This window comes from Niastella soli (assembly GCF_017742245.1).
Lineage (GTDB): Bacteria > Bacteroidota > Bacteroidia > Chitinophagales > Chitinophagaceae > Niastella > Niastella soli.
In genome coordinates this window covers 2419743-2446197 of sequence record NZ_JAGHKO010000001.1, presented here as the reverse complement: position 1 = coordinate 2446197, position 26455 = coordinate 2419743, and the positions used below count along the sequence as shown (strand labels likewise).

General features: G+C 45.6%; 25 protein-coding genes. 7 read left to right on the top strand and 18 right to left on the bottom strand.

From position 1 onward, the window contains the following. Window positions 1–54: 54 nt before the first annotated feature. The 9 genes from nuoL to J7I42_RS10210 form a co-directional block, all read right to left on the bottom strand. Window positions 55–1992: an NADH-quinone oxidoreductase subunit L gene (gene nuoL / locus J7I42_RS10250; RefSeq protein ID WP_209138682.1), complete on the bottom strand. Its 1938-nt coding sequence runs from the start codon at window positions 1990–1992 to the stop codon at window positions 55–57. Between the two features lie 378 nt (window positions 1993–2370). Further along, entirely contained in the window at window positions 2371–2685 is a 315-nt protein-coding gene (gene nuoK, locus J7I42_RS10245; protein WP_209138681.1) for an NADH-quinone oxidoreductase subunit NuoK, read from the bottom strand. Then, window positions 2682–3296, bottom strand: a complete 615-nt coding sequence (locus J7I42_RS10240; protein ID WP_209138680.1) for an NADH-quinone oxidoreductase subunit J family protein — start codon at window positions 3294–3296, stop codon at window positions 2682–2684. The genes nuoK and J7I42_RS10240 overlap by 4 nt, the downstream gene beginning before the upstream one ends. 302 nt (window positions 3297–3598) lie before the next feature. Continuing rightward, a complete protein-coding gene (locus J7I42_RS10235) occupies window positions 3599–4078 on the bottom strand; it encodes a 4Fe-4S binding protein (protein WP_209138679.1) in 480 nt (159 codons plus the stop codon). Continuing rightward, on the bottom strand, window positions 4066–5142 hold the full coding sequence (gene nuoH / locus J7I42_RS10230; RefSeq protein ID WP_236065412.1) for an NADH-quinone oxidoreductase subunit NuoH: 1077 nt from the start codon (window positions 5140–5142) through the stop codon (window positions 4066–4068). Before nuoH ends, J7I42_RS10235 begins: the two co-directional genes overlap by 13 nt. Window positions 5143–5379: 237 nt before the next feature. Beyond that, window positions 5380–6540, bottom strand: a complete 1161-nt coding sequence (locus tag J7I42_RS10225; protein WP_209138678.1) for an NADH-quinone oxidoreductase subunit D — start codon at window positions 6538–6540, stop codon at window positions 5380–5382. 2 nt (window positions 6541–6542) lie between these two features. Further along, on the bottom strand, window positions 6543–7013 hold the full coding sequence (locus tag J7I42_RS10220; protein ID WP_209138677.1) for an NADH-quinone oxidoreductase subunit C: 471 nt from the start codon (window positions 7011–7013) through the stop codon (window positions 6543–6545). Further along, window positions 7010–7573 (bottom strand): NADH-quinone oxidoreductase subunit B, encoded by a 564-nt coding sequence (locus J7I42_RS10215; protein ID WP_209138676.1) that lies wholly within the window; start codon window positions 7571–7573, stop codon window positions 7010–7012. Before J7I42_RS10215 ends, J7I42_RS10220 begins: the two co-directional genes overlap by 4 nt. A 22-nt stretch (window positions 7574–7595) precedes the next feature. Beyond that, window positions 7596–7946 carry an NADH-quinone oxidoreductase subunit A gene (locus tag J7I42_RS10210; RefSeq protein WP_209138675.1) on the bottom strand — a complete coding sequence of 117 codons (351 nt, stop codon included), beginning with the start codon at window positions 7944–7946 and terminating at the stop codon, window positions 7596–7598. A gap of 219 nt (window positions 7947–8165) precedes the next feature. Between J7I42_RS10210 and J7I42_RS10205 the strand changes: the two genes are divergently transcribed. Genes J7I42_RS10205 through J7I42_RS10190 form a run of 4 tightly spaced genes read left to right on the top strand, consistent with a single transcriptional unit; the run spans window position 8166 to window position 10133 of the window. Further along, a complete protein-coding gene (locus J7I42_RS10205) occupies window positions 8166–8627 on the top strand; it encodes a carboxymuconolactone decarboxylase family protein (protein WP_209138674.1) in 462 nt (153 codons plus the stop codon). A gap of 18 nt (window positions 8628–8645) precedes the next feature. After that, on the top strand, window positions 8646–8864 hold the full coding sequence (locus tag J7I42_RS10200; RefSeq protein ID WP_209138673.1) for a hypothetical protein: 219 nt from the start codon (window positions 8646–8648) through the stop codon (window positions 8862–8864). A gap of 24 nt (window positions 8865–8888) precedes the next feature. Then, window positions 8889–9740 carry a sigma-70 family RNA polymerase sigma factor gene (locus J7I42_RS10195; RefSeq protein WP_209138672.1) on the top strand — a complete coding sequence of 284 codons (852 nt, stop codon included), beginning with the start codon at window positions 8889–8891 and terminating at the stop codon, window positions 9738–9740. Between the two features lie 33 nt (window positions 9741–9773). Then, the gene (locus J7I42_RS10190) at window positions 9774–10133 is read left to right on the top strand and encodes a SnoaL-like domain-containing protein (protein WP_209138671.1); all 360 of its coding nucleotides are present in this window, start codon (window positions 9774–9776) and stop codon (window positions 10131–10133) included. A 56-nt stretch (window positions 10134–10189) separates the two neighbouring features. On the opposite strand, the gene J7I42_RS10185 is transcribed toward J7I42_RS10190, so the two are convergent. Further along, window positions 10190–10762 carry a dihydrofolate reductase family protein gene (locus tag J7I42_RS10185; protein ID WP_209138670.1) on the bottom strand — a complete coding sequence of 191 codons (573 nt, stop codon included), beginning with the start codon at window positions 10760–10762 and terminating at the stop codon, window positions 10190–10192. Window positions 10763–11017: 255 nt separating this feature from the next. Here J7I42_RS10185 and J7I42_RS10180 point away from each other — a divergent pair, with 255 nt between their 5' ends. Further along, window positions 11018–12001, top strand: coding sequence for a GlxA family transcriptional regulator (locus tag J7I42_RS10180; RefSeq protein ID WP_209138669.1), 984 nt, complete (start codon window positions 11018–11020; stop codon window positions 11999–12001). A gap of 7 nt (window positions 12002–12008) precedes the next feature. Here the strand turns inward: J7I42_RS10180 and J7I42_RS10175 are convergent, their stop codons facing one another. From J7I42_RS10175 to J7I42_RS10165, 3 genes are all read right to left on the bottom strand, one after another. Next, window positions 12009–14126 carry a GDSL-type esterase/lipase family protein gene (locus tag J7I42_RS10175; RefSeq protein WP_209138668.1) on the bottom strand — a complete coding sequence of 706 codons (2118 nt, stop codon included), beginning with the start codon at window positions 14124–14126 and terminating at the stop codon, window positions 12009–12011. 102 nt (window positions 14127–14228) lie between these two features. Beyond that, complete coding sequence (locus tag J7I42_RS10170; RefSeq protein WP_209138667.1) at window positions 14229–14837, bottom strand: alpha-ketoglutarate-dependent dioxygenase AlkB family protein; 609 nt, start codon at window positions 14835–14837, stop codon at window positions 14229–14231. A gap of 13 nt (window positions 14838–14850) precedes the next feature. Beyond that, complete coding sequence (locus tag J7I42_RS10165; protein WP_209138666.1) at window positions 14851–15705, bottom strand: methylated-DNA--[protein]-cysteine S-methyltransferase; 855 nt, start codon at window positions 15703–15705, stop codon at window positions 14851–14853. Between the two features lie 226 nt (window positions 15706–15931). Between J7I42_RS10165 and J7I42_RS10160 the strand changes: the two genes are divergently transcribed. Together J7I42_RS10160 and J7I42_RS10155 are read left to right on the top strand one after the other, a co-directional pair. Continuing rightward, window positions 15932–16543 (top strand): hypothetical protein, encoded by a 612-nt coding sequence (locus J7I42_RS10160; RefSeq protein WP_209138665.1) that lies wholly within the window; start codon window positions 15932–15934, stop codon window positions 16541–16543. Between the two features lie 284 nt (window positions 16544–16827). After that, on the top strand, window positions 16828–18273 hold the full coding sequence (locus J7I42_RS10155) for a serine hydrolase domain-containing protein (protein WP_209138664.1): 1446 nt from the start codon (window positions 16828–16830) through the stop codon (window positions 18271–18273). A gap of 57 nt (window positions 18274–18330) precedes the next feature. Here J7I42_RS10155 and J7I42_RS10150 read toward each other — a convergent pair whose 3' ends face one another. The 5 genes from J7I42_RS10150 to J7I42_RS10130 form a co-directional block, all read right to left on the bottom strand. After that, entirely contained in the window at window positions 18331–19512 is a 1182-nt protein-coding gene (locus J7I42_RS10150; protein WP_209138663.1) for an IPT/TIG domain-containing protein, read from the bottom strand. 101 nt (window positions 19513–19613) lie between these two features. Beyond that, window positions 19614–20894 carry a serine hydrolase domain-containing protein gene (locus tag J7I42_RS10145; RefSeq protein WP_209138662.1) on the bottom strand — a complete coding sequence of 427 codons (1281 nt, stop codon included), beginning with the start codon at window positions 20892–20894 and terminating at the stop codon, window positions 19614–19616. Between the two features lie 212 nt (window positions 20895–21106). Further along, window positions 21107–22096: an MBL fold metallo-hydrolase gene (locus J7I42_RS10140; protein ID WP_209138661.1), complete on the bottom strand. Its 990-nt coding sequence runs from the start codon at window positions 22094–22096 to the stop codon at window positions 21107–21109. 316 nt (window positions 22097–22412) lie between these two features. Beyond that, window positions 22413–24965 carry a polynucleotide kinase-phosphatase gene (locus J7I42_RS10135; RefSeq protein WP_209138660.1) on the bottom strand — a complete coding sequence of 851 codons (2553 nt, stop codon included), beginning with the start codon at window positions 24963–24965 and terminating at the stop codon, window positions 22413–22415. After that, entirely contained in the window at window positions 24952–26382 is a 1431-nt protein-coding gene (locus J7I42_RS10130; protein ID WP_209138659.1) for a 3' terminal RNA ribose 2'-O-methyltransferase Hen1, read from the bottom strand. The genes J7I42_RS10135 and J7I42_RS10130 overlap by 14 nt, the downstream gene beginning before the upstream one ends. Window positions 26383–26455: the final 73 nt, after the last annotated feature.

Below are 26455 nucleotides of genomic sequence, written 5' to 3'. Positions count from 1 at the left end.
GCTTATTGTTTGTGGTTTGTGGTTTATGGTTGTCTTTATACCTTGTAATCTCACTTACTTCCACCAATAAATAAACAAGGCAGCCAATGCTATTATTCCACCAAAAAAATACAGTGTATAACTTTGTATCCGGCCCGACTGCCATGCTTTTATGCTTACTGAAACGCGCGTTGTTACCCAACCGAGTCCATTCATCGTTCCATCAACAAGGTGTTTATCAATCCAGGCAGCGGGTTTTGCAATGCCATTGAAAATGATCTTTTTGGTGACGAACAGATAGAGTTCATCAAAATAGAATTTCTGCTTTATGGTTTTATGGAGCCCACCCAAAGCCGTTGCCAGCCTTTGTGGACGATCATTCTCTCTATAATAAAGTATATATGCCAGCCCAATGCCGACAAGGGCAATAAGCACGGGGGGAATAGAAAAACTTATTGGTATTAAGATCGGTGATCCCGATCCATTTATGGAGACATAATGCGCGAAGGGGATAAACCCAACGCCTACAGCCGCTAACGCCAATATCAGCAGTGGCAACTTCATACTCCAGTTACCTTCTCCATGATGATCAGTATGATGATTTGGGGGAGCCGTTTTATTCCAGAAAATACTGAAGTACAACCGGAACATATAAAATGCGGTAAGCCCCGAGGTGACCAATGCCCCATAATAAATAAGCTTATTATTTTCCCAGGCCGTCAGCAATATTTCTTCTTTACTAAAAAAACCGGCAAAGGGTGGTATGCCGGCTATGGCCATACAGGCAATCAAAAACGTAAAATGCGTCAATGGCATCAGCTTTCGCAAACCGCCCATATTGGCCATTTCGTTGGTATGCACAAAATGAATAACTGAACCCGCCCCTAAAAACAACAAAGACTTAAAAAATGCATGGGTAAACAGATGAAAGAGCGAAGCAGTGTAACCTGTATTGCTAGCATCGCCATAGGCTGGCACGCCCAATGCAAACAGCATATACCCGATCTGTGAAATGGTGGAGTACGCCAGCACCCGTTTTATATCTGTTTGGGTGCAGGCAATGATAGCAGCCAGAAATGCCGAGATCGCCCCTATCCAGGTTATAAGTTGTAAGATGGTCCCCTCTATCAAATACACCGGATATAAGCGCGCTACCAGGTATACACCGGCCACCACCATGGTAGCCGCATGGATCAATGCCGATACCGGCGTGGGACCTTCCATGGCATCGGGCAACCAGATGTGCAGGGGAAACATAGCTGATTTACCTGCCCCCCCAATAAATACCAGTGCCAATGCCCAACTTAATATAGATACACCCAGAAAACCAGTACCGGTAATCTGCATCCATTGTAACGACTGCGTATCTGTCAACCGTTGAATGAGTATACCAAAATCGAGCGTTCCACTATTGAATGCTAATATCAATATTCCGATCAAAAAGCCCAGATCGGCAAAACGGGTAACGATAAATGCTTTTTTAGCTGCCGCCACAGCAGCCGGTCTGTCATAATAAAAACCGATCAGCAAAAAGGACGATACCCCTACCAGCTCCCAGAAGATATAGATCTGGAAAATATTGGTTGACAGTACCAGTCCTAGCATAGAAAAAGTAAACAGTCCCAGAAAGGCATAATAGGTGGCAAACCGTTCCTCACCTTTCATATATCCCAAACTAAACACATGCACCATCAGGGAAACAACCGTTACTACCACCAGCATCATCACAGAAGCGGGATCAAGGAGTATGCCCATATCGATGGACATCCCAGGTGAAAATTCCAACCAGGCATATTTAAAGGGTTCGATCGCCGCATAAGCTCCATTCACCGCCCCGGTTACAATGAAATACTGATAAGCCGTATATAAAGCCAACAAGGTTGCTATCAATAAGATGAGCGTCCCCAGAATACCAGCTGAACGGGTGAAGTGTCTTTGTCCGAATAAACCCAATAGGACAAAACCTGCCAACGGGAGCAGTGGGATGAGCGCTATATATGTTGTGTAGTTCATTTTTGAATGGTTAATTGTCAGTGGTCAGTGGTGAGTGGGTTGCCGACTTTTCAGACCTCAACGTTTTTTGGGGGACCGCTCACCATTCGCATTTTCTTCAGATCGATATGCCATTTCTCTATAGTCATTCAACATTCAACTTCTTTCCTCCTACCTTCCTTATCAACTCTATCAACCCCCGCAAGACGGGGGCAGCCACTGGCAGGTCTGTGATGGCGGACCTCATTTCAAAAGTTATTCGACCTGTCAGGACCGCATAAACCACCTGATTATTCGAAATCCGATGGCGGACCTTACAGGTCTTCGCCCTTTATCAACTCCATCAACCTTATCAACTCTATCAACTTCTTCTTCCTCGTCAACCGGTTAACTCGTTAACTAAAACCTCATCTCCTCCGTCCCCTCCACATCAATCGACCTATGACTTCTATACAGGTTAATAATTATAGCAATAGCCACTGCCGCTTCGGCCGCGGCAACGGTTATAATAAACAGGGAAAAGAAAACACCATTCAGTTTATCGGGGTACAGGTATTTATTAAAAGCTACAAAATTGATGTTCACACTATTCAGGATCAATTCTATGGACATAAGCATCGTGATCAGGTTTCGCCGGGTGAACAGTCCATACATCCCAATAAAAAACAGGGCGGTGCTTACAAACAGAATATGTGTTAATGGGACCGTGCTCATGTTGTTTTTTCCTCCATGGATTCTTTTGTTTCAACTACGGAATGAATGTTGCCACCATTTGCAGGCATAGGGGTCGCCGGCTTTTGTATCGCTTTTCCTTGGGGGATCGAACGCATGGCAATAACAATACAACCGATCATGGCTGCCAGCAACAACATACTTACTACTTCAAATGGCAGCACATACCCATATTGTCTGGTATCAAGCATTTGCTCGCCAATATCAGATACAGACACCACAAATGGTTTTTCTGCAACGGTTGTTGGAAAACCATATTCAGCTATGAGGTTATAAGAAAAGGCAAAACCAAACAAAACGGCCAGCATAGAAAAGATCGTTCGCTTCAATGGTGGTCTTGGCAATTCACCGCCCGAATGGTGAGTCAAAAAAATGGAGAAGATGATCAGCACTACCACTCCACCTACATATACAATGATCTGAACGGCCGCCACAAATTCCACTTGCATCCAGAAGTATAAACCGGCCACTCCTACCAGGCTAAACAATAGCCAGATGGCTGAACGGAAGATCTTCCTGGTGGTCACCGCCAACACGGCCGTACCCAGTACAAAGGCGGAAATAAGATAAAATATAAATTGGGTTGCGCTCATAAATCAATAAGTAATTGACAATCGTGAAACCGGCAATCGGTCTCGGCTTAGCCGAGAGCAATCGGCAATCGGCAATCGGCAATTTCCGACTAATGGCTTGGCTCGCTTTAGGCAGCCGTGAAACGTAAAACAAAACAGGCATCTCACTGCGTTCGATGCAAAAGCGCCTTCGCTTCGCTCAGGACACTCACGACTGTTACGATTAATAACTATCTTGCGCCGAATCCTACATCCTACATCCTACATCCTACATCCGTGTTAACATGTCAACGTGTCAACCTGTTAATCTGTCAACCATCCTCCTATTCAACTCCTGCCCGTAATTTAGATCCCGGTTTATTTAGCTTTTTAAGCAATTGACTTCTATCATACACACTGTGTTCAAATGACTGCGCCATTTTTATAGCGCTGGTCGGACAAGCCTCCACGCATAAATTACACATGGTGCATAGTTCCAGGTGATATACAAAGGTGTCCAGCGCTTTTTTCTTTTTACCCTCAGGCGTTGTATCAAATTTGGTAACGATCTTGATAGTGGCGTTCGGACAAGCCAGCTCGCAAGCTGTACAGCCGGTACAGGCGTGTTCATTGTTCTCATCGTGCGTCATCACTACTTCCCCACGGAAGCGTTCCGGGATCGTCATGCTGGCCCGGTTATCGGGATATTGTTGGGTAATGATCTCTTTGGGTCGCACAAAATAGCTACCCGTTGTTTTCATCCCTTTTAGCAGCGACGACACTGCCCGGTACACGTCGGATATGTATTGTTTTAAAAATGCCATCCCATTATTGCAATTAAGGTTATTAATAACAGGTTGAACATACTAATAGGCAACAGGTATTTCCATTCCAGGCTCAACAGCTGATCAACCCGTAAGCGGGGGAAAGTCCACCGGAACCACATGATCAAAAAGATCAGGAAAAATGTTTTACCCAGGAACCAGAGCGACGAAGGGATGTAATCCATGATTTGATTAAAGCCTTCCCAATGCCCAATGTGCAAGGGCATCCAGCCACCCAGGAACAAGGTGGCGCCAATAGCACATACTATAAAGATGTTGATGTATTCAGCCAGGAAAAACAGGGCGAACTTCATTCCTGAATATTCGGTATGAAAGCCAGCTGTTAGTTCCGATTCTGCCTCGGCCAGGTCAAATGGCGCGCGGTTGGTTTCTGCCGTTACAGCAATGATAAAGATCACAAAGGCAATGATGGCGGGAATATGTCCGCGGAACAACCACCAACCGGTTTGCTGCGAAGCAATGATGTCCGATACCTGCAGACTGCCAGACAATACTACAATAGAAATGATGGATAACCCCGCCGACAATTCATAACTCACAATCTGTGCGCCGCTGCGCATAGCGCCCAGCAGGGAATATTTATTATTGCTGGCCCAACCGGCCATCAGGATCCCAATTACAGACACAGAAGACACCGCAGATACATACAATACGCCTATATTAATATCCCAGATCTGAAATCCTTTGGCAAAAGCAATGGGCGCCATAATGAGCATTGCGGCAATCATTACTATAAAGGGGGCCAGGTTAAACAGGAACTTATCAGCACCATCGGGTGTTAACCCTTCTTTCATCATCAGCTTCAACGTATCGGCCGCTGTTTGTAACATGCCTTTAGGTCCAACCCGGTTTGGTCCCAACCGGATCTGCATACGGGCTGCTACTTTCCGCTCCATCAATACCAATACTAGCCCCAGCACGGCAAACAAACCGATCACCAGCAACATCACAATGACACATTCCAGGATCAATGCCATGGTGGGGTTGAACGTAGCGTACAACCATTGCTGTATGAAGTCGGTTATGTGCTCTAAACTAAACATATATATTTATAGTTGCAGTCGGCAATCCTGAATCGGCAGTCGGCAATGGGCAATCGGCAATACCGGCCTTCGCTACGCTCAGGGCCGGTAATCGTGAAACGGCAAACGTGAAACGTGAAAGAGCTCGCGACAGGATATACCTTTTCACTATTTTCATCTTCCATTTATTTCATCGTCGCCCTCTATCAACCCTATCACCCCTATCAATCCAGTCAACTTGTTAACTGGTCAACTACCTTACCTATCAATATCAGGAATAACCAGATCCAGCGTCCCCATAATAGCCATCAGATCACCGATCTTGCAACCTCTGCTGATATGGTCCAGGGCCGACAAATTGGAGAACCCGGGCGACCTGAATTTTATTCTATACGGCGTAGTGCCGCCTTCACTTACGATATACACGCCAAATTCGCCACGCGCCGTTTCTACTCTTGAATAAAATTCGCCCTTTGGTAGCTTTAACACGGCTTTTGTTTTTGCCTGAAAGTCACCTTCGGGAATATTATCGATCAATTGTTCTACAATGCGTACCGATTGTTTCAATTCCTTTATTCGTACCAGGTAGCGGGCATAGCTATCGCCAGCTGTCTCGATGATCTCATCAAATGCTACTTTATTGTACACTTCATATGGATACAACTTCCTGATATCACAAGCCACTCCGCTACCCCTTGCCACCGGTCCGGTACAGCCGTAGGAAATAGCATCGGCGGCTGTTAGAACGCCCACGCCCTGGGTGCGGTTCTGAAAAATAATATTGCCGGTAACCAGATCATCGTACTCATCTATCTTGTTTGTAAAAAGCTGGATAAAGTCCTTTACCCGTTTTTGAAAATTGGGATGAATGTCATACATCACGCCACCCGGCACCATATAATTCATGGTGAGGCGGGCACCGCAGGTTTCTTCCATGATGTCGTTGATGGTTTCACGTTCGCGGAAGGCATAAAAAAACGGCGTGAATGCGCCGAGGTCCATCGCCATGGCACCCCACCATAATTCATGGGAAGCAATGCGCGTCAGTTCATCCATCAATACCCGGATCACCTGGGCACGCGGCGGCACTTCCAGTTGTAATCCTTTCTCCACACACAGGGCGCAACCATGGTTGTTAATATGTGCCGATAAATAATCCATTCGGCTTGTTACATATATGAATTGCCGGTAACTCAGGCTTTCGCACATCTTTTCAATGCTGCGATGTATATAGCCTAAATGCGGTTCTATTTTTTGAATGGTTTCTCCCTGGAGTGTGATCACTAAATGCAATACCCCATGTGTTGCCGGGTGTTGCGGACCTACGTTGATCACCAGCGCACCATCATCAACAGCATCCGGTCCCCCATTAGGAGAGGTTGTTTTAGCAGATTCTATTATTTGAGTTTCTCTATACAAGATTATAATTTGATCATATTAATAGGGTCCTCAAAATCTTTTCGCAAGGGGTGGCCTTCAAAATCATCGGTCAGCACCAGCCGCCGCAGATCGGGGTGATGCAGGAATTGCACGCCAAACAAATCAAATACTTCCCGCTCATGCATTTCGGCCGTACGCCAGCAATCTGAGATGGTTTCTATTTCAGGATTGTTCCGGTCTAATTTTACTTTCACCACCAGCGTATGTCTGAACACCGTGGAGGTAAAATGATACACCATGGTGAGCAACGCTTTGCCTGCCGGAGTTGCAGCCCAATCGACACACGTAAGGCAAAACAAAAAATCCATCTGCAATGCATCGCTGCGTAGCCATTGGGCAAATTGTTTCCATGCATCCACTGGCACCAGCACCTGCAGCCATTCGCCGGTTTCATCAAAGGAAGCGTTGGGCAGTCCGGTTATAATATGTTGTTTTATTTCCTCGTTGGTCATGATTGTGGTTTTTCTGCCCTGATCTGTTCCCGGGTTAACCCACTTTTAATTTTTTGTTGCAGGGTGATCAATGCATGCAACAATGCCTCGGGCCGGGGTGGGCAACCGGGTATATATACATCAACCGGTATCACATGATCGGCGCCTTTTACTACAGAATAGGTATTATAGAAGAAGGGGCCGCCGCTGATAGCACAGGCGCCCATTGCAATTACATATTTGGGGTCGGCCATTTGATCGTACAGGCGTTTGAGCACAGGCGCCATTTTATTTACAATGGTGCCGGCAATAATGATCACATCTGCCTGACGGGGCGTAGCACGCGCTACTTCAAAACCAAAGCGGGAGAAGTCGTATTTCGAAGAAGCCACCGACATCATTTCAATACCACAACAACTGGTGGCAAAAGTGAGGGGCCATAAAGAATTGGAACGCGCCCAGTTAATGAGGTCATTAAATGAGCTGATGAGGATGCCGCCACCGGGCAGGTCATGTACCTGTCCGGGAAATTGCTCATTCCCCTGGGATGCGGTTTCTATTTCTTTGTTTAAGTTTTCCATTGACGGATACTTTATTCCGTAATTACATCCATTTTAATGCGCCTTTCTTATGTGCGTACAAAAACCCGGTAAATAATATGAAAAAGAAAATGGCGATCTCTACAAGCGCCATTAATCCAACTTTTTTTACCACCACGGCCCACGGATACACGAAGATCAGTTCTACATCAAAGATCAGGAACAACAGGGCGAACAGGTAATAGCCTACATTAAACTGGTTCCAGGGTGAGCCTTCAGATGGGATGCCACACTCATATGGTTGGCCTTTTTGCGCATTCACAGAACCCCTTACCAAAAATTTTGATACGAGGATGCCGCCGGCAGAAAAAAGAATGGCAGCTATAGTTAATATAAGGAGCGCGATAGGTCCCATATGGCGAATTTGAAAATATACGAATCGGCTGCTGATTCTAAATTTAGCATTTTTATTTTAATTCCAACATTTTAGAACTGAATTAACAACTGCCTTAACCGATTCACTTTCAATATCCAGTAACATTTTTCAAAAAATTGCTCCAAACCTGTCACGTTCCGGTGCACTACTTTGTTTTATTACCGTACGACGAATTTTAAAACACAAAACAATATAAAAATGGAACAAAGAATTGCATTTACAGACGGGAACAAAGGTTTATTGGATGGCTTATTCAAAATTGAAATGTATTTAGGTAAAACAGGGCTGGACCATAAGTTAAAGGAGTTGATCAAAATGCGGGCTTCACAGATCAATGGCTGCGCTTATTGTTTGGATATGCACTGGAAAGATGCCATTGCAATGGGCGAAACGGAACAACGCCTGTATTCTCTGCCAGCCTGGAAAGAGTGTCCTTATTACACTGATGCCGAAAGAGCAGTACTTGCTTATACAGAAGCAGTAACAAAAATACCGCAGGCAGATGTTACCGATGAAGTGTACAATGAACTGAGCAAGCACTTTGACAAGGCTCAAATCGCTGACATTACCCTGGCAATTATAGCAATCAATAGCTGGAACCGGCTCAACATTGCCTTCAGAACAATTCCCGGTGACTATAAACCCGGTCAATTTAATTAACCCGGTAAGTATTACCCGATGTCAACACCACCCAAAAAATGGAAAATGGCTATCCTGATCTGGATAGCCATTTATCCAACAGTTACGCTGATCTCCGTATTCTTTGGTGAGCAACTTGAAAAAATAAATTCTCTTCCCCTTCGAACGTTTGTTACCACATTAGTTGTTATTCCCATTGCAGTATATGCGCTAGTGCCTACATTGCATAAATTATTAAGTAATTGGTTAAGTAAATAGTCAGTAAGTTTAAAAAATAGCATTTTGAAAGATTATCAGCATATGCTGTTTCCCTATGCGTATAATATACTTGGGACAGCAGAAGACGCAAAGGACGCTATTCAGGATGTACTGTATAAGTTTTTAGCAGGGTCCAAAGAAGAAATAGAAGACCCAAAAAATTATCTGATCCGCAGCGTTATCAATCAATCCATCAACATCAGAGATAAAAGAAAAAAAATGCAGTTGGGCGATATGTGGCTGCCAGAACCGGTAGATACGGAAGGCGCTGATACGAACATTAACCTCAATGAAATTGTTTCGTATTCGCTGTTGATACTGCTGGAAAAATTAAATGCCAAAGAAAGGGCCGTCTTTATATTAAAAGAAGCTTTTGCCTATTCGCATGAAGAAATTGGACAAACGCTGTCTGTTTCGGTTGAACATTCCCGCAAACTGCTCAGCAGGGCCAAACAAAAGATAGACCAGGTACATGCACCAGTGGCGGCTCCCAGGAACGAGGGCATAACGCCGGCTGTATTGGAGAAATTCATGCATGCCATCAGAGGCAGAGATGTAAAAGCTTTAGAACATTTACTCACAGAAGACATCGCTTATTATGCCGATGGCGGCAATGTGGTTAAAGTGTTTGCAAAAAACTGCACCGGGTACCAGGAAGTGGCCGAACTGCTTGTATTTGTTTTTCATAAATACAGCGCCGACTTTAGAGTGGAAGCTGGTGAAATAAATCACCAACCAGCATTGCTTTTTTATAATGGGGAGGAATTGAAAGCATGCCAGGTATTTGGTATTGAACCGGAAAGCAATAGAATTTTCCAGATCAGTAATGTGCTCGATCCCAGGAAATTGCAATCACTTGGCGGTGGGGTGGAATGATTTTTTAAGTAGCTTCATACTAAATTAAACGCCATGACTACGAATCAGATTGCCAATCGCCTGGTTGAACTGTGCCGTCAGGGTCAGTTTGAAACCGCGCAGAAAGAGTTATTTGCAAAAGATTGCATGAGCATTGAACCGCAAGCATCACCTGCCTTCGAAAAGGAAACAAAGGGCCTCGATGCTATTATTGAGAAAGGGAAAAAATGGGAAAACATGGTTGACCATGTGAACAAAATGGAAGTGAGCGAACCCATGGTGGCCAGCAATTCATTTGCCTGCACCATGCATATGGATGTTACGATGAAAGATAAACAGCATTGGGACATGACAGAGCTTTGTACGTATTCCATTAAAGATGGCAAGATCGTTGTAGAGCAGTTCTTTGCCTAGTCAGGGATTTAAAGAAAGACCTGTAAGATGAATAATAGTTCACCTTACAGGTCTTTTTATTTTACCGCGTAGCATAAGATCACCACACCGGAGCTGAATACTTCTGTTTTTACCAATTCAAGATCAAGTATGCCGGCCAGTTCTTTAAACACGGGTTTTCCACAACCTATCACCACCGGGTGAACCCACATCCTGAATTCATCTACCAAGCCCAGTTTTGTTAAAGCCACTACTATTTTCCCACTGCCATACACGATCATATCCTTTCCTTGCTGCCGTTTTAATTCAGCCACTTCTATACCGATGTCCTTTTGGGCAATCCGGGCATTAAACCAGGTAACGGTTGTCATCTTTTTTGAAAATACTACTTTGGGATAGCTGTTCAACATGGAAGCAAAGTCAAGGTCTTCACGTGGCCGTATCATATTAACCGGGTCGGCATTCCAGTATTGCGCCATACCTCTATAGGTAACACCGCCCAGCAATATGGTATCCGCCTTACCAAGTTGTTCGGCTGTTGCTCTCGCCATTTCTTCATTCCAGCTTTTGAAATGCCAATCCAGCCCGCAGTCTGGGCCGGCCATGAAGCCGTCGAGCGTCACATTCATAGATACAATTACTTTTCGCATACTCCACTGATGGTATTGTTTTACAAATGTACCATTGGCTTCACCGCCTCAGGGTGTGTAAAAATGACTTCCAGGAGGGTTGTTCGCGACTTTATTGTTTCTTACCTTTAACAGGCCTTCCTACGCCTCTTCGACCGCCATAGCCGAAGGCGACGGCGGTAAAGCTTCGGCGGGCAAGGAAGAGGGCAAAGGGGTGGAACCAGACCTGATGCTCCTGTATACAAGTTTTAAATAACGTCAAATTGCTATATAATCATGAAGCACGTAAGCATTCTTATTCCGCATGATGCGGTGATGGCAAGCATTGTTGACCCCCGGATCATTTTTACGGGGGTAAATGACTTCATGGAAGCAGCAGGTAAAACACCGGCTTTTAAAGTACAGTTGGTAGGGCTCACCAAAGAAGTGCAGCTGCACAATGGGACCTTTACGGTTCATGCGGATGCATTGATCGGGGATATAAAAAAGACCGACCTCATCCTGGTGCCCGCTATTGGCGGTGACCTGAAAGCTGCCATCAAAAAGAATGAAGGCTTTTTACCCTGGATCGTTGATCAGTATCATCAGGGTGCAGAAGTAGCCAGTCTTTGTATCGGCGCTTTTCTGCTGGCCGCTACGGGGCTTTTAAATGGAAAGGAATGTTCCAGCCATTGGCGCCAGGCTAATGAATTCCGGGAAATGTTCCCCGAAGTAACGTTGGTTGATGGCAGGATTATAACGGAACAACAAGGCTTGTATTCAAGTGGCGGGGCCACTTCTTACTGGAATATGCTGTTGCACCTGGTTGAAAAACATGCCGGCCGTGACTGGGCCATTATGGCGGCTAAAATATTCGCACTTGAAATAGACCGCAAAACACAGTCCCCGTTCATCATGTTCAATGGTCAAAAGAAACATGAGGACGAACCTATAAAACAAGCCCAGGAATTTATTGAGAAGAATGTCACCGAACGCATTTCAGTGGAAGAACTGGCTATCAAATATGCTATTGGTAAACGGCATTTTATCCGCCGTTTTAAAAAAGCAACCAACAATACGCCTATTGAATACATTCAACGGGTAAAAATTGAGGCCGCTAAAAAACAGTTGGAGAACAGCCGCAAAAATGTGAATGAAGTGATGTATGATGTAGGTTACTCCGATGTCAAGGCCTTCCGGACCGTGTTTAAAAAGATCACCGGATTATCGCCCATCGAATACCGTCACAAATACAACAAAGAAGCTTTAGAGGTTGTATAAGACCTCCTTATTTTCCTATCACCTGTTTTATTACTGGTTGCAATGCACCAGCCCATACGGTATATCCTTTTTCAGTAAGGTGAATGCCATCGGGCCTGTAACAACCTTCGGCTAAATTGCCACTTCCTGCATCTATCAGTGACCCGGATGGATCGCAGAAGAAGATGCTCTTATTGTTTACAAATTGTTTTATCTGCTGATGCACCAGTTGATATTTTCTTCTATAATCATCCGCCACTTTATTACCCGCAGGTAATGGGCCTGTTAAAATGATCTTCGTTTTGGGCAGTTTTACTGCTATCGCTTTCAACACCGATTGAATGCCTGCTATTACCTCAGTAGCCTCATCGTCGCGAAAATTGTTTACCCCAATGGTTACCACTACTACTGTTGGATCTGCTTTTGAAAGATCGGTATGCTGTACCCGCCACAACAGGTGTTGTGTTCTATCGCCACGGATACCTGCTACGCCATATTTATATGAAGCCAGTGCACTATCAAATGCCTGCGTGCCGGCACCTTTTACTTCCAGCCTTCTATGCCCTATTGCCTGTGTAATGGAATTGCCTAACAACAATACATCCAGTTTGCCCACGCTGTCTAAAGTATGTTGAATGTCGTTGTAATTATCCCACCAGTCGGTTTCATTGCCAAAACGGTATTCCGAACCTGGCGCTGAAGTGGTTGCAAATACCACCTGTCTGTGCGTAGATCTTAAAATAAAATCAACAATGGGGGTGGGATTGGCCAGGCTATGCGGGTGGTGACCAACACCAGGTTTATGGATCACCGTAATATTTCCATTCAGGGCCAGTACCTGTTTTTCAAAGATGGCGGTATTCTCACTAACGGGTACCAGACTATCGGCATCGCCCACCACATGCAACATGGGATACCCGCCCTGTACAATTTGAGGTATTTTATCAATGGGATTGCCTTTAAAGGTGAGCGCCTGTTCATCACTGGTGTAGCCATAATCTTTTTTAAAGGCCTCCCAGTCGGCCGCACTGCCTTTGCCGGTCCCTTTACCACCGGGCCAGCTTTTAACATCCAGTACGGGTGCATCTACATACACACAGGCTACTTTGCCCGGGTTTTCGGCTGCCCAGTTGTAGGCATAGACCCCGCCCCGGCTAAAGCCTTCCATGCAAGCCGTCTTCGATAAACCGGCCTTTTGCAGCCAATCGTAGAATTTGTTCCAGGTATTAATGGCTTCTGCATTACCGAACAACTCGGCCACATCGCAATACACTACATGAAAACCACGATCGAGTAAAGCTATCTCGGTTTGTGGCTCCACATTCCAGAAACGGGCATTCCAGATGAACGGTTTGCCCTCGGCGACACCACGTGGTTTTACAATTTTCGCTTTATGCCCATTGAAAGTAAAATCGGCGCATTCATATCCATAGTAAGATGAAACAGTAAATGGCACCTTTATCTTTTTGAAGATGTCAAACGACTTGTCTGTTTTATTGACCACTGCTTCGTACAACCGTTTTGCCAGGATAGTAGCACCCAGGGAAGAGGGGTGTAAGCTGTCAGGAAAGGTAGCAAGCATATCCTGGGTTATACTGTGCAGATCGACCAGCTCCAGTTTTTCATCAAACGCCACCTGTCTGATGCGAGGCAGAATTAATTTGGCAATAGCCTGTTCCGTTTGAAGCGTGGTATCGGCCTTGTAAGAGGTTACCGGCAACAACAAAATGATCCGCGGGTGTGTGGACAGATCTTGAAAGGAATGCACCAGTGTTTTATAGTCTGAAACAAAACTGTCTATCTGTAACCGGTAAGGCAGCCGGCTGTCATTGGTGCCCAGTTTTATAAACACAATATCCGGGTTGCTTTTCAATGCCTGCTGATAGGTTGGCGTAGCCATGTAAGCGCGGTCGCAATTCTTTATCACCGTTTTCCCGCTGTTCCCGAAATTCATTACCTCATATCCATCGCCCAGCATTTGCTGTAACTGCGCGGGGTAAGCATTTTTTTCAGGATGTGGTAACCTGGCGCCCGCCGTAATACTATTGCCCACACAAGCAATACGAATTGTTTTTTGGGCAACAACTGCAGTTTGTATTAACAGGAATACAATGATCAGGAAATGGCTGGGCGCTATCTTTTTCATATTATAGTATGCCCACTAAAATAAGGCATTTTTCCCTTTCAACTGGCTGCCATGCATACAATGCATACCAAACCGGTAACCTGCCTTAATTGTTTCCTCTCCTTACGGTCTCATAACTCTGAAAGTAAGGTTCACCCTGGGAGTAATAATGCGTTTTGATTTAGGTAAACAATGCAGCCAGTGCGTTTGCGTAGGGCCTTTCATCACTAACAAACTGCCATGCTCCAGCATCATGGAAATGGTTTCCTTTGTTTGTTTATGTTTGAAGGAGAATTTGCGTTCTGCCCCAAAACTAAAGGAGGCAATAGCTGAGTTCTCGCCTAGTGTTTTTTCATCATCGCTGTGCCAGGCCATGCCTTCTTCCCCGGTATGGTACAGGTTCAACAAACAGGAGTTAAAAGTTTCGCCGGTCTTTTCTTCTACCAGTTGTTTTAACTCAAGCAGTTCTTTTGTCCATTTTAATGCCTGCCTGGTAATATTGGAGTAGGTATAATCGTAATTGTCGTTACCATACCAGGCCACTTTTCGTTTGGTAATAATATGCCGGCCGAAAATAACCGCTTCGTCGTTTTTCCAGTGAATAGTGGTTAACAGTTTATCCAGGTAATGATCGGCCTGTTTAACGGTTAACAATTTACCGTAATAGTTAACCATTCCATCCTGTGGTAAATAGTTTATTGTTTCGTCTATATGCTGATTGAATAAGTCCATACTGCTGCTACGTTTAAAGGGCTGAAGAAAATTTTGATGCCTCCCAACCGATCATGGCATTCTTACGGGTAGGCCCCCAGTGGTAGTTGCCAAATTCACCGTTTGCTTTTATTACCCGGTGACAGGGAATTAAAAAAGCCACCGGGTTACTGCCCACAGCCGAACCTACCGCCCTGGAAGCTTGCGGGTTGTTCAGTCTGCCCGCCAATCCTGAATAGGTGGATAGCTCGCCCATAGGGATCCTCAGCAGGGCTTCCCATACTTTTATCTGGAAGGGGGTGCCTTTCAAATGCAGTTTTATTTCATGCAGCTTGTTCCAGTCCTGCGTGAAGATGAACAGCGCATTTTGCTGTATTATATCTGAAAGCTGCCGGTATTTCGCATTGGGGAACTGGTTCTTTAACTCCTGCAAAGCCGTTTCTTCCTCATCATCAACAAACGCCATATAGCAAATGCCCTTGTGCGTAGAGGCGATGATGATGGTACCAAACGGGCTTTCGGCAAAACTGTAGTTGATGGACAGCTGTTCGCCCCCGTTTTTATACTCCCCGGGGGTCATACCTTCTACTTTTATAAAAAGATCGTGTAAACGGCTGGTGCCGGAAAGACCCGATTCAAAAGCCGCATCCAGCAAGGTTACTTCGGCCCCCTTTTTCAAAACTTGTTTGGCATGCTCCAGGGTCAGGTATTGCAGGAACTGTTTGGGCGTAACACCCGCCCAATCTTTAAACATCCGTTGAAAATGGAAAGGACTTACATGTACATGCTCGGCTACCGCATCCAGCGACGGCTGGTCTTTGAAATGCTGCCGGTAAAAGTCGATGGCATCGGCTATCCGGTTATAATTTATTTCCTGTTGCTTTTCCATAACCGCTATTTTATTCAGCAAAACTCCTCAAAGGCAGCCGGTTGTAAAACCCGTTTCTTGCTCAGTTAACAGCAAAAATGGCTGAGTTTTTGCAAATAATTATCAATTTATTTCATAAATCTCAGTATCCGGATAAGTCAAAAAATAGTAACTTCCAAAACTTCTTGCCCTTGCTTTTGTTCATAACATTCCCGAACGTCATTAAAACAACAGAAAACAATAATATATGAAATTTAGCTTGTCGGTTTTATTAGTGCTCTTTACAGCAGCCGCTATTGCACAACCAACATTGGTAGAAAAGTTTCAAAAGATCGGAACAGCACAACAGGCCCAACAATTCGTAGATGCCAACCCGGATATAAAACCGGCTATTTTACGCCTTACGTATGGCAAGGACACCTCGCTGATCGACAAACGCCTCTTAAAGCAAAAGCAGGGCGATATCTTTTCTGTAGGGTATGTTACCTACAAAGTGGTGGAATCAAAAGAATCCATCGCCTATCGCGCCAGTTATATCTTCCTCGATGGCAGCTCCCTGTCGCCTTCTCAAATAGACAGTATGAAAAAACTGATCGTTTCTAAAGCCACTGCCGGCGCCAACTGGGAACAATTGAGTGACCAATACACAATGGACGGCAATACCACCAAAGGCGATACCGACTGGTTCTTTGGCGAACTGATGTTCCCGAAAGAAGTGCAGGACGCCGTTGCGGCCCATCAAAAAGGGGAGATCTTTTTTGTGGATGTTGCCGAACGCAACTGGCATTACATCATCAAAAAGACTTACGACGACAAGGTGCAAAAAGATATTGTGGTGCTACGCGCCAATGGGCGGTAAATAACCAGGCTTCTAATCTAATTTTAATATGGCCCTCCCGACGCACCGGGAGGGTCTTTTTTTAGCCCTACATCATTAAAGGTGGGTCACTCTATTATAATAGCCAAAAGGTGGGTCACTCTTCCAGAGTGGCTCACCTTTATTACAATGGCCAAAAGGTGAGCCACCCTTTAAGGGTGACTCACCTTTCCTTACTGTTTTTTATCCTCTCCATTTCCTAAAAACAACATCTTTTGTATTTTGACGTTCGTTTATCCATATATCTTAATAATCCTATTAAAACCATGAAAGTTTACCTGTTTACCGGCCTCCTACTCGTGATCGGCTGCAGCCTCGGCTTTGGGCAACTATCTGCCGACGACATTTCTGCCATTATCAACAAGGAAGTACAGCTTAAAAGATGCCCCAGCATTGTGGTGGGCACTATTGACGCCACCGGCAAACGCCAGGTGGTGGGGGCAGGTTCTTTCGTTGATAAAAAAGAAAGCGTGCCCGATGGCAACACGATGTATGAGATTGGTTCCGTTACCAAAGTATTTACCACCCTGCTGCTGGCCGATATGGTAATCAAAAAACAGGTGAACCTCGACGACCCCATTTCAAAATATCTCCCTGCCAGTGTAAAAGTTCCGGTGATAAAGGACAGACACATTACCCTGCAGCACCTGGCCTCCCACTCAGTAGGCTGGCCTCGCTTTCCGGATAACTATGATCCCAAAGACCCCGACTATCCATGGGTCGATTATACTATTGAACAGTTATATGATTATGTTAGCCGCAGCAATTTCGACTATGCGCCCGGCACCTGGTTCCAGTATTCCAACGTTGGATATGGATTGTTAGGTAATATTCTGTCGACAATAGCAGGCAAACCTTATGAGACCCTGGTAAAAGAAAGGATCTGCACACCACTGGGCTTAACCAATACCACCATAACCTTAACACCCGACCAGACAAAAAAACTGGCAGGTGGACACGCTGAATACGGCGCACCGGTTAAGAACTGGGACATGCCTGCTATACAGGGAACTGGCGCCATCCGCTCCGATGTAAATGATCTGTTGACGTTTGCTGCCGCTAATTTGGGACTGGTAAAAACCGACTTGTACCCTGCTATGGAGCTAGCACACATCCCCCGCATTTCAAAAGGAAGGGGGGAAGGTGATGTAACCCTGGGCTGGACGCTGGAAAAGGCCAAGGACGGCGATGAATACTTATGGAAGGATGGTACTACGGGCGGTTACAAATCGATCATCCTGTTGAACAGGACTAAAAAAACGGGCGTGGTGATCCTGGCCAATTCCATGAACCAGATCAATGACCTGGCGTATCATATTTTAATGCCTTCTATCCCTGTAAAGCCTTACCGCTACATCTGGGCGATGCATGACTTTGTGCTGGAAACGGTTAAAAACAAAAATATTGACAAAGCAATTGAAGAATATAAGAGCATGAAGACGAACAGAAGTCCTGGCCTGGTCTTTGACGAAAGCCAGCTGAACTATGTAGCCAATGACCTGCGCCAGGCAAAGAAAATGCCCGCCGCCATAAAAATATTGGAATTGAATACCCAGGAATATCCAAATTCTTCAACAGCTTTTGAAAGCCTGGGCGAAGCCTATAAACGCAGTGGCAAGAAAAAAGAAGCGATCGAGAATTATGAAAAGGCAGTACAACTCGATCCGAAGAATGCGCATGCCGTATGGATGCTGGAACAACTGAAGAAATAATTAGACTGAATTGTATAAAAGGAAAGGGCCCTCGATCGGGGCCCTTTCCTTTTAATATTAATTCGAAGTAAGATTAGTATAAGTGTTGTCTAATGTGGGGGGATTGGGCGAGAAATCGTATGTCAGCGACCACATATTAAGCCTGAATACAACCAACTGGTCCCAAATGCCCAAAAACTCGCTCAGTTTTGAAACATAAATAATTTTGTCATGAAATTTACCATTAACAGGTAAGTCCTTCACCAACTTTTCCTCGCCGGTTGCCGCATTTACTTTCACTAATTTTGCCACGTCGGTAGGGTCGCCATGCAAATGAGCTTTATAGGCAAATAAATTCGATTCATCGTCCACTATCAACTCCCGGTACTCTGTAGTGGCTGATCCGGGTAAGTTTACTGTTAAAGTATCCTTTGTAGTAAGATTTAACTTGAATAAACTCTTGCCCTCATTTTTTAATCCAATCACTTCATTAGTGGCGGCAACATATACTGGTTCATACCAGTCATCTGTGCTTTCAAATGTTTTAATAACCGTAGCATTACCTGTTACCGGATCTATCTTCACCAGCGATTGCGTCTGATGGTTGGTAACAGTATAATCGTATTTAATGCAGTACAGGTTATTGTCTTTATCAACCACCAAATAGTTAGAAGCAGCCGTTGCACCCGAAGGAAGTGCAACCGAGCTTACCTTTTTAGTGGTCACATTTACTTTCACCAGTTTGGTGCCAGCGTCATTTACGCCCACAATTTCATTGGTAGCTGCAAGGTATACCACATCATTGATCCTTTCGCCAACGCTCGCGATCAACGACTCACTGCCATCCCCGGGATTGATGGTAATCACTTTATATTCTGCACCGCTTGCAAAGGTTCCCTTCACTGCATAAAAAGTTAAAGGAACAATAGCTATTACCCCTACTTCAGTTGTTTTACCATGCGCCGTTACGGTGAGCGTATAAATAGTACCTGTAGCGCTTGTACCAGGCACTTTTACTTTTATTTCAGTTTCAGTGGCGCTTACAACTAAAGCTATCACATCGCCAAATTTTACAATATTTCCGCTTGCATTGGCGTCAAAATTTTGTCCCTTAATGGTCAATATGTCATCGGGCTTCACTGCAGCAACGCTAAGTGGTTCTACAGCCGGGCCAGAATCCGAATCTTTTTTACAGGCTGAAAAAATTAATAAGCCGCCCAATATAACGGCCAGCATTTTGTGTCTCGGGAAGTACATCATGAAAAGTATAAAATTAAAAGGTCGGTTAACCGCACAGTAACGGTAACCGACCTTTTAAATTGCTTATTGGGATTAATCCCGACTATTCAGAATACTCTCCTCTATTTTATTCCAGCAGAATTAAACTCCCCATACACCGCATCGCGGAAACTCTTATGCAGTTTTACTTTATCAAAAGGTACCAGTTGTGTAAATAGAACAGCGGTAAGTTCATTGGCCGGGTCAACCCAGAACATGGTACTGGCGGCGCCATCCCAAAAGAATTCGCCTACTACCCCATTGTTCTCTTCTTTATTGGCCGGTGGTTGCGTACGTACCGCGAAATCAATTCCAAACCCAACCCGCCCCTTGCTGGGCAGCCACAGGCGTTTTGTAATGGTGTCGCTCAAATGACTGGTCGACATCAACTTCACTGTTTCAGGTTTCAATATGCGCACGTTGCCTAACATACCCTTATTCACCAGCATTTGGGTAAACTTCATATAATCATCAAGGGTGCTTGTAAGCCCAAATCCACCGGGTTTCAACGCCCAGTCCTTTGTGTTGAAGGCATTGGCCTGGGCATCGGGAACACGGGTCAATACGCCGGCATCGCTTCTGTTATACAAAGCTGCAAACCGGTTAAGGTCATTTTCGGGCACCACATAATGCGTGTTGGTCATCTTCAACGGATCGAGGATGGTCTCTTTCACGTATTGATCGAAGGGTTTGCCAGATAACTTTTCAACCAGGTAAGCCTGTACATCAACCGAAGGCCCATACGCCCATTGATCACCAGGATGAAACTCCAGGGGCAGACTGGCCAGCTTTTTAGCCATTTCACTCAGCGAATTATTCGGGCTCATATAATTAGCCTCCCTCACCAATTTGGCCAGGGCGGGAATTTCCATCCCGGCAAAACCCGCTGTATGCCGTGTGATATCGCGAATGGTAATAGGGCGTTTGGCAGGCTCTGTTATCAGGTTGCCATTGGCATCAACTCCTTTGTAGACTTGCATATTGGTAAACTCCGGACAATATTTCGAAAGCGGCTCATCGAGTTGAAAAGCGCCTTTTTCATACAACGTCATTAATGCCACGCCTGTCACCGGTTTTGTCATGGAAAAAATGCGCACAATGGTATTGCGGTCCATGGGCCGGTTTGCTTCCCGGTCGGCATACCCAAAGGCATTGAAGTACACTTCTTTTCCTTTTTCAAAAATGAGAGCGGAAACGCCGGCTGTTTTACCGGAATCAGTAAATCTTTTTAAGGTAGCGTCTATCCGGCCTTTTACATCGGCCGTAATGATAGGTGCGGCGGGTTTGTTTTTATGAGTAGTTGATAATTGAAAGGCGCTTGCAATAAGCAAGACAGGCAGGATGGCAAGGATCGTCTTTTTCATTGCGATTTTATTTAATGTTTCATTGGTAAAGTGTACTTGAATTTATAACTAATTCGGCACACAAGAGGGTCCGTTTATACTAAAACAACAACGGCAACCATTCCTTAATAGAAATAGTTGCCGTTGTTGGGCGTTTAGCCATCTGGTAGCGTCATGCTGCACTGATAGCCAGACAGAAAGAGATCTAACTTATTATTTGAATATATTGTTGGTTACATCCACCATTTTGAATTATAGGCCCCGGTTACTTCGGTTGGTTCTCCGGGTTTGGGGAGAAATAAGGGAATGTTCTTTTCTGCCGCCAATACCAATAGTCGTTGGATAGGCTCATACCAGGGATGCAGGGCCAGGTTGAAAGTGCCCCAGTGAATGGGCATCATCAGTTTTCCTTTTAATGCCAGGTGTGCATGCACGGCGTTATCCGGTCCCATATGAATATCGGCCCAGCTTGTATTGTATGCGCCTATTTCCAGCATGGTTAAATCAAATGGACCAAAGGCCTCCCCTATTTCATAAAAGCCATCGTACCAGCCTGAATCGGCGCCATAGTAAATATTATGGTTATTTGTTTTTATTACAAACGACGACCACAGGGTCTCAAAGCGGTTATTGAGTTTACGTCCTGAGAAATGCCGTGCCGGCAATGCGGTGAGTTTGCAATTGTTCGTGATCTGAAAGGAGTCCATCCAGTTCATTTCATTGATCCGTTCGGGTTGAATACCCCAGGCATTTAAATACTGGCCAACGCCAATGGAACAATAGAATGGTACATTGGAAGAAGCAAAAAAAGGGATCACCTGTTTATCGAGGTGATCATAATGATCGTGCGAGATAATAATGGCATCCAGTGGGGGCAGGTTTTGCAACGACAAAGGCGCTGGGAAAAATCGTTTGGGGCCAAATGACTGTGAAAACGACGCCCGTGCACTCCAAACGGGGTCTGTGAGAATGCGCAGCCCATCCACCTCAATCAACAAACTGGAATGCCCCACCCAGGTTATCCGCAAACCCGAGGCCGGTGGTTGTTGGTAAACCGATGTATCGGTACTAAAAGGGCCTAACTGTTTTTTAGGCGTGGTTTCGTTTTTATTGGTGAGGTACTTCCATAATACCGCCCAAATACTGGTACCAGTTTCTATGCTTGTAGGCACCGGGTTCAAATACTTTTTGCCTTCCTTTATAGCGGGGTGTAAAAACTTCATGTTGTTAAGTTATGTGAAAAACGAATAGACTTGCAAGCATCCGCTACAATGGCGTAGGTAAAGACCTGTAAGGTCCATCATTGGGTCTCGCCCTATCAGTATGATGTCTTGGACCTGACAGGTCGAGTTCAATTAGCATAAGACCTGTAAGGTCCGCCATTGGATGCTGAACAATTAGTTGGTGTAGCGGTCCTGACAGATTCTGGTTTTAATTAGGCGACCTGTCAGGTCTGTTCATCACGCTGGCCCGGCAAGTTTAGAAGGCAGACCTTACAGGTCTTAAAGCTCCTGCAATGGCGCAAGCATCTGCTTCTACCTACAATCTCGGATCAACCGGTTCGCTTTCCAGGGCCAATACGCCAAACACGCATTCATGCACCCGGCGCAATGGTTCTTTTTTTATAAATCGTTCCAACCCCTCCACGCCCAATGCAAATTCCCGTAATGCCAGGGAACGTTTGGCGCCCAATCCCCTTGACTTTAACCGGTTCAAATTCCCGGGTGTGGTATACTCTGGGCCATAAATAATGCGCAGGTATTCCTGTCCCCGGATCTTGATGGCAGGTTGCACCAGTCCTTTTTTGTTGGTCTGAATATAAGAAAAGGGTTTCACCACCATGCCTTCCCCGCCTTTTGCTGTTAACGACAACCACCAGTTGGTAGCATCCTGTATACTGGCTTCGTCATTCAGCTCAACGATCTTATAAGGCGTAGCCAGTAATACAGTAGGGTCTTCTTCGCAAACCAGCTGTATATTTTCCATATGCCATTCATGCGACTCCTGCACCCAGGCTTTTCCTTCCGTGGCCAGAATATGAAAAGGTGCCAGTTTATAATCGGTCAGTTTATGAACGGGCCAGCAATAGCGACGATAAGCTTTAATGAACTGTTTGGTTTGCTGCTGTTTCAATTGGTATTGCTCCAACAGGTCAACCACGGCTGAGTTCCGACTAGCTGCTTGTTGTAAGGCCGCGACTGCCCTGCCTATACTTTGAGTAGCAGCGGCGCCTACTGAGCCGTATTGGGTTTCCAGCAGGCTTTGTGCCTTGGCGCTCCAGGGCATTAGTTCTGCATCCAGACAAACCCAACTGGTTTGGAACCGGTCGTAAAACCCGGATTTCTCCAGGGCGTCATTTACCAACAACAGGAAGTCCTGTTCTGTTTTCTTATGGTTAAAATAATGCCGACCCGTGCGAGTATATACGGTTCCTATGCCTTCGTTCTCTATGCCAAAGGTTTGCTTAATAGCGTTTTCATCACGACCCACTATCACCACCACCCTCGACCCCATGTGCTTTTCTTCACAAACTACTTTTTCCACCCCGGCACTGCGATAATAGTCAAATGCCTCTGTGGGGTATTCCAGGTAGCCATCGAGTTTACTGGTTTCCGATGGACTCATCGTTGGCGGCAGATAGATCAGCCATTTGGGATTGATGGCAAAACGGCTCATCACTTCCAATGCCGTGATGGCATTCTCTTCCTTGATGGTAATGTTATGGCCATACGTAGTTTCTACAATATGCTTGCCTGTTACATCGGAAAGATCCAGTACATCGTCGTGCTGTTGTTGCAGCGATAACTGGCCTTCCTTTTTTTGTAAAGGTCTTTTTGATACGGCGTATTCGCGCAAAGCAGGCACACTCACCAATTCCTTTTCAGGGTATCGCAAGGCAGTGAGCCTGCCCCCAAACACGCAACCGGTATCTATATCTATTGTCCGGTTCAGCCATTGTGGTTCGGGTACCGGTGTATGGCCATAGACCACCATGGCCTTCCCCTTGTATTCAGCCGCCCAGTTATAACGCACCGGTAAACCAAACTCATCAATTTCACCGGTGGTTTCGCCATACATGCAAAAATCGCGTACCGCACCGGAACCCCGGCCATGCATTTCTTCCCGCAAACCGGCATGTGCTACTACCAGGTTCCCGTTATCAAATACATAATGACTTATTAATCCATCAAGGAATTGTTTTACCTCTTCCCGAAAGGCCGGCGTTTCTTTTATCAGCTGATCGATGGATTCCTGCAACCCGTGGGCAATGGTCACATCTTTTCCATTCATCCATTTCAGCAACTTGGCATCGTGGTTACCGGGCACGCAAAATGCAGTACCGGCTTTTACATTGGTCATCACCAGGTCCAGAACAGCTGGCGTTTTAGGCCCCCGGTCAACCAGATCACCTACAAAAACCAGCTTACGGCCGGCGGGGTGACTGTATATTCCTTCTACCTCTTGATATTCCAGTTTTTCGATCAGTTGAACCAGTTCATCATAGCAGCCATGTACATCACCGATTATATCAAACGGCCCCTGTTCCTGTTTTTTATTGTTGTACAATGGGTCGCGAACGATGGCTTCAATGTCATCCACTTCCTCAGGCGAACGCAGCTCCACAATATTCCGAAAACCCTCCAGTTTCAGGTGCCGTACACTTCTTCTCAGCTGACTTACCTGTTGGGGTATTACATGTTTACCAAAATCGCGATCGGGTCTTGCTTCGTTGCGCTGCACACACAATTTCTCCGGCATATTGAATACGATGACTACCGGCAGCACGTGGTATTCGCGCGCCAGGCGTACCCAGTCTTTCCGCGCACTCTCCTGTACATTGGTGGCATCAATAACTGTCAACAAACCGGCCTTCAACCGCTTGCCGGTTATAAAACGTGCCAGGTCAAACGCGTCTGTGGAAGCTTCCTGGCTGTTCTCATTATCGCTAACCAGTGCGCGGCATTGATCGGAGGAAACGATCTCCGTAGGTTTGAAATGCTTGCGGGCAAAAGTTGATTTACCCGAGCTGGAGGCCCCCATCAACACCACCAACGACAATTCCGGTATATGTATGTTCCTATTGCTTGCCATATGATAAAAATCGCTGTGCTCCTATTGTTGTGTCTTTCGTTGTAAAAACCGCCATTTGCGTCAGGGCGCCTACCTCTGGGTCTTCTTCCCCAACAAGCTTATACACCACGCTGTAATTATACAGCTCTGCCAGGCGATCGCCCCATTGTTGAAACTCGGCTCTTGTCCATTCAAAGCGGTGATCGGAATGCCGCATTTGTCCGGCCGCTAAATTCCCGAACCGTTTATTATACTCCGCATTGGGTGTTGTGATCACCACATCAATTGGTTTTGCATATTTGAAGATGATCTTCTCCAATGCAGCCAGCCGCGGTTCATCCAGATGCTCAATCACTTCAACCAGCGCCGCTGCATCAAAACCTTCAATGCGTTTATCGCGGTAGGTAAGGGAACCTTGTATCAATTCAATCCGCTGCCGTTGTTTGGGCAACAGTTTATCAAGCCTTAATTTGTCTTTTGCAATTTCCAAAGAACGATAGCTTACATCCATTCCCAGCAGGTGCTCAAACTGTTTTTCTTCCAACAGTAATTTCAACAACTTGCCTTCCCCACAGCCCAGGTCAACCACCGTTTTGGCGTTTGCTTTAACCAGCACATCCCGCACTGCCTGCAATCGCAGGTCATGCACCCTTATTTTTTGTTCCGGTTCTGTTCTTCCTTCTTCATCGTCTTCTGTCACCTCATCCTTTAACAGCATCGCCATGGCCTGGTTCGCCAGACTGCGCTGGTGTTTTAAATAACGCAGGGCAATGAATACCCGGGCCGGGTGCGTGGGCAGCCAGTCCTTCCCTTTTTCCAGCAGCTTTTCCATTTCCTGCTGGCCGGTCCAGTAATGTTTATCGTTATCGCAAACGGGGATCAGAATATAGAGATGCGACAATAAGTGCTGAACCGTCACTGTATTGGTTAAGCGGAGCGTAAAATACCGGCTTTCGCCCCATTCAGGGAATTTCGGATCAACCGGATGCCGTTCCATCTGGATAGTATAGCCCAGTGGTTCAAACAGTTCTTTCACTACTGCTTCGCCACCACGTACCGGTATGGCTGCCAGTTCAACTTCCAGGGGAATCGGTACGTTTACCAGTTCGGGCTTGTCTTTACAACGACCGCTCATGGCAGTAGAAAATGCCTTTACAATAGCGGCGCTCATAAAAGAGCTGGCCACATACGGCCGGTCGTTCACATACTGTTCCAGGGCAAAATCATTTCCACGCGGGCCACTATTACGGCGTACCAGGCCCACCGGATCAATATCGAGCAACAGACAAACCGTGCATTTGGTTTCACTCACTTCGGGATAAAATATATGGGCCACCCCTGAAGAAATTTCAATTTCATGAACCTTATCAGGGTGCTTGTGCAGCAGATAACTCAAGTCAGATGCCGGCTGGTGAGCCGATGTAATGGTCAATAACATACGATCAATTCACCGGCAATATAAATAAAAAAATAAGCGCACCCATCATAAGCACGCTTACATGGATTAAGAA

What these genes read in the sequence shown, in the direction of transcription:
- nuoL (WP_209138682.1), bottom strand. Translation starts at nt 1,992, where the DNA reads ATGAACTACACAACATATATAGCGCTCATCCCACTGCTCCCGTTGGCA.
- nuoK (WP_209138681.1), bottom strand. Translation starts at nt 2,685, where the DNA reads ATGAGCACGGTCCCATTAACACATATTCTGTTTGTAAGCACCGCCCTG.
- J7I42_RS10240 (WP_209138680.1), bottom strand. Translation starts at nt 3,296, where the DNA reads ATGAGCGCAACCCAATTTATATTTTATCTTATTTCCGCCTTTGTACTG.
- J7I42_RS10235 (WP_209138679.1), bottom strand. Translation starts at nt 4,078, where the DNA reads ATGGCATTTTTAAAACAATACATATCCGACGTGTACCGGGCAGTGTCG.
- nuoH (WP_236065412.1), bottom strand. Translation starts at nt 5,142, where the DNA reads ATGTTTAGTTTAGAGCACATAACCGACTTCATACAGCAATGGTTGTAC.
- J7I42_RS10220 (WP_209138677.1), bottom strand. Translation starts at nt 7,013, where the DNA reads ATGACCAACGAGGAAATAAAACAACATATTATAACCGGACTGCCCAAC.
- J7I42_RS10215 (WP_209138676.1), bottom strand. Translation starts at nt 7,573, where the DNA reads ATGGAAAACTTAAACAAAGAAATAGAAACCGCATCCCAGGGGAATGAG.
- J7I42_RS10210 (WP_209138675.1), bottom strand. Translation starts at nt 7,946, where the DNA reads ATGGGACCTATCGCGCTCCTTATATTAACTATAGCTGCCATTCTTTTT.
- J7I42_RS10205 (WP_209138674.1), top strand. Translation starts at nt 8,166, where the DNA reads ATGGAACAAAGAATTGCATTTACAGACGGGAACAAAGGTTTATTGGAT.
- J7I42_RS10200 (WP_209138673.1), top strand. Translation starts at nt 8,646, where the DNA reads ATGTCAACACCACCCAAAAAATGGAAAATGGCTATCCTGATCTGGATA.
- J7I42_RS10190 (WP_209138671.1), top strand. Translation starts at nt 9,774, where the DNA reads ATGACTACGAATCAGATTGCCAATCGCCTGGTTGAACTGTGCCGTCAG.
- J7I42_RS10185 (WP_209138670.1), bottom strand. Translation starts at nt 10,762, where the DNA reads ATGCGAAAAGTAATTGTATCTATGAATGTGACGCTCGACGGCTTCATG.
- J7I42_RS10180 (WP_209138669.1), top strand. Translation starts at nt 11,018, where the DNA reads ATGAAGCACGTAAGCATTCTTATTCCGCATGATGCGGTGATGGCAAGC.
- J7I42_RS10175 (WP_209138668.1), bottom strand. Translation starts at nt 14,126, where the DNA reads ATGAAAAAGATAGCGCCCAGCCATTTCCTGATCATTGTATTCCTGTTA.
- J7I42_RS10170 (WP_209138667.1), bottom strand. Translation starts at nt 14,837, where the DNA reads ATGGACTTATTCAATCAGCATATAGACGAAACAATAAACTATTTACCA.
- J7I42_RS10165 (WP_209138666.1), bottom strand. Translation starts at nt 15,705, where the DNA reads ATGGAAAAGCAACAGGAAATAAATTATAACCGGATAGCCGATGCCATC.
- J7I42_RS10160 (WP_209138665.1), top strand. Translation starts at nt 15,932, where the DNA reads ATGAAATTTAGCTTGTCGGTTTTATTAGTGCTCTTTACAGCAGCCGCT.
- J7I42_RS10155 (WP_209138664.1), top strand. Translation starts at nt 16,828, where the DNA reads ATGAAAGTTTACCTGTTTACCGGCCTCCTACTCGTGATCGGCTGCAGC.
- J7I42_RS10150 (WP_209138663.1), bottom strand. Translation starts at nt 19,512, where the DNA reads ATGATGTACTTCCCGAGACACAAAATGCTGGCCGTTATATTGGGCGGC.
- J7I42_RS10145 (WP_209138662.1), bottom strand. Translation starts at nt 20,894, where the DNA reads ATGAAAAAGACGATCCTTGCCATCCTGCCTGTCTTGCTTATTGCAAGC.
- J7I42_RS10140 (WP_209138661.1), bottom strand. Translation starts at nt 22,096, where the DNA reads ATGAAGTTTTTACACCCCGCTATAAAGGAAGGCAAAAAGTATTTGAAC.
- J7I42_RS10135 (WP_209138660.1), bottom strand. Translation starts at nt 24,965, where the DNA reads ATGGCAAGCAATAGGAACATACATATACCGGAATTGTCGTTGGTGGTG.
- J7I42_RS10130 (WP_209138659.1), bottom strand. Translation starts at nt 26,382, where the DNA reads ATGTTATTGACCATTACATCGGCTCACCAGCCGGCATCTGACTTGAGT.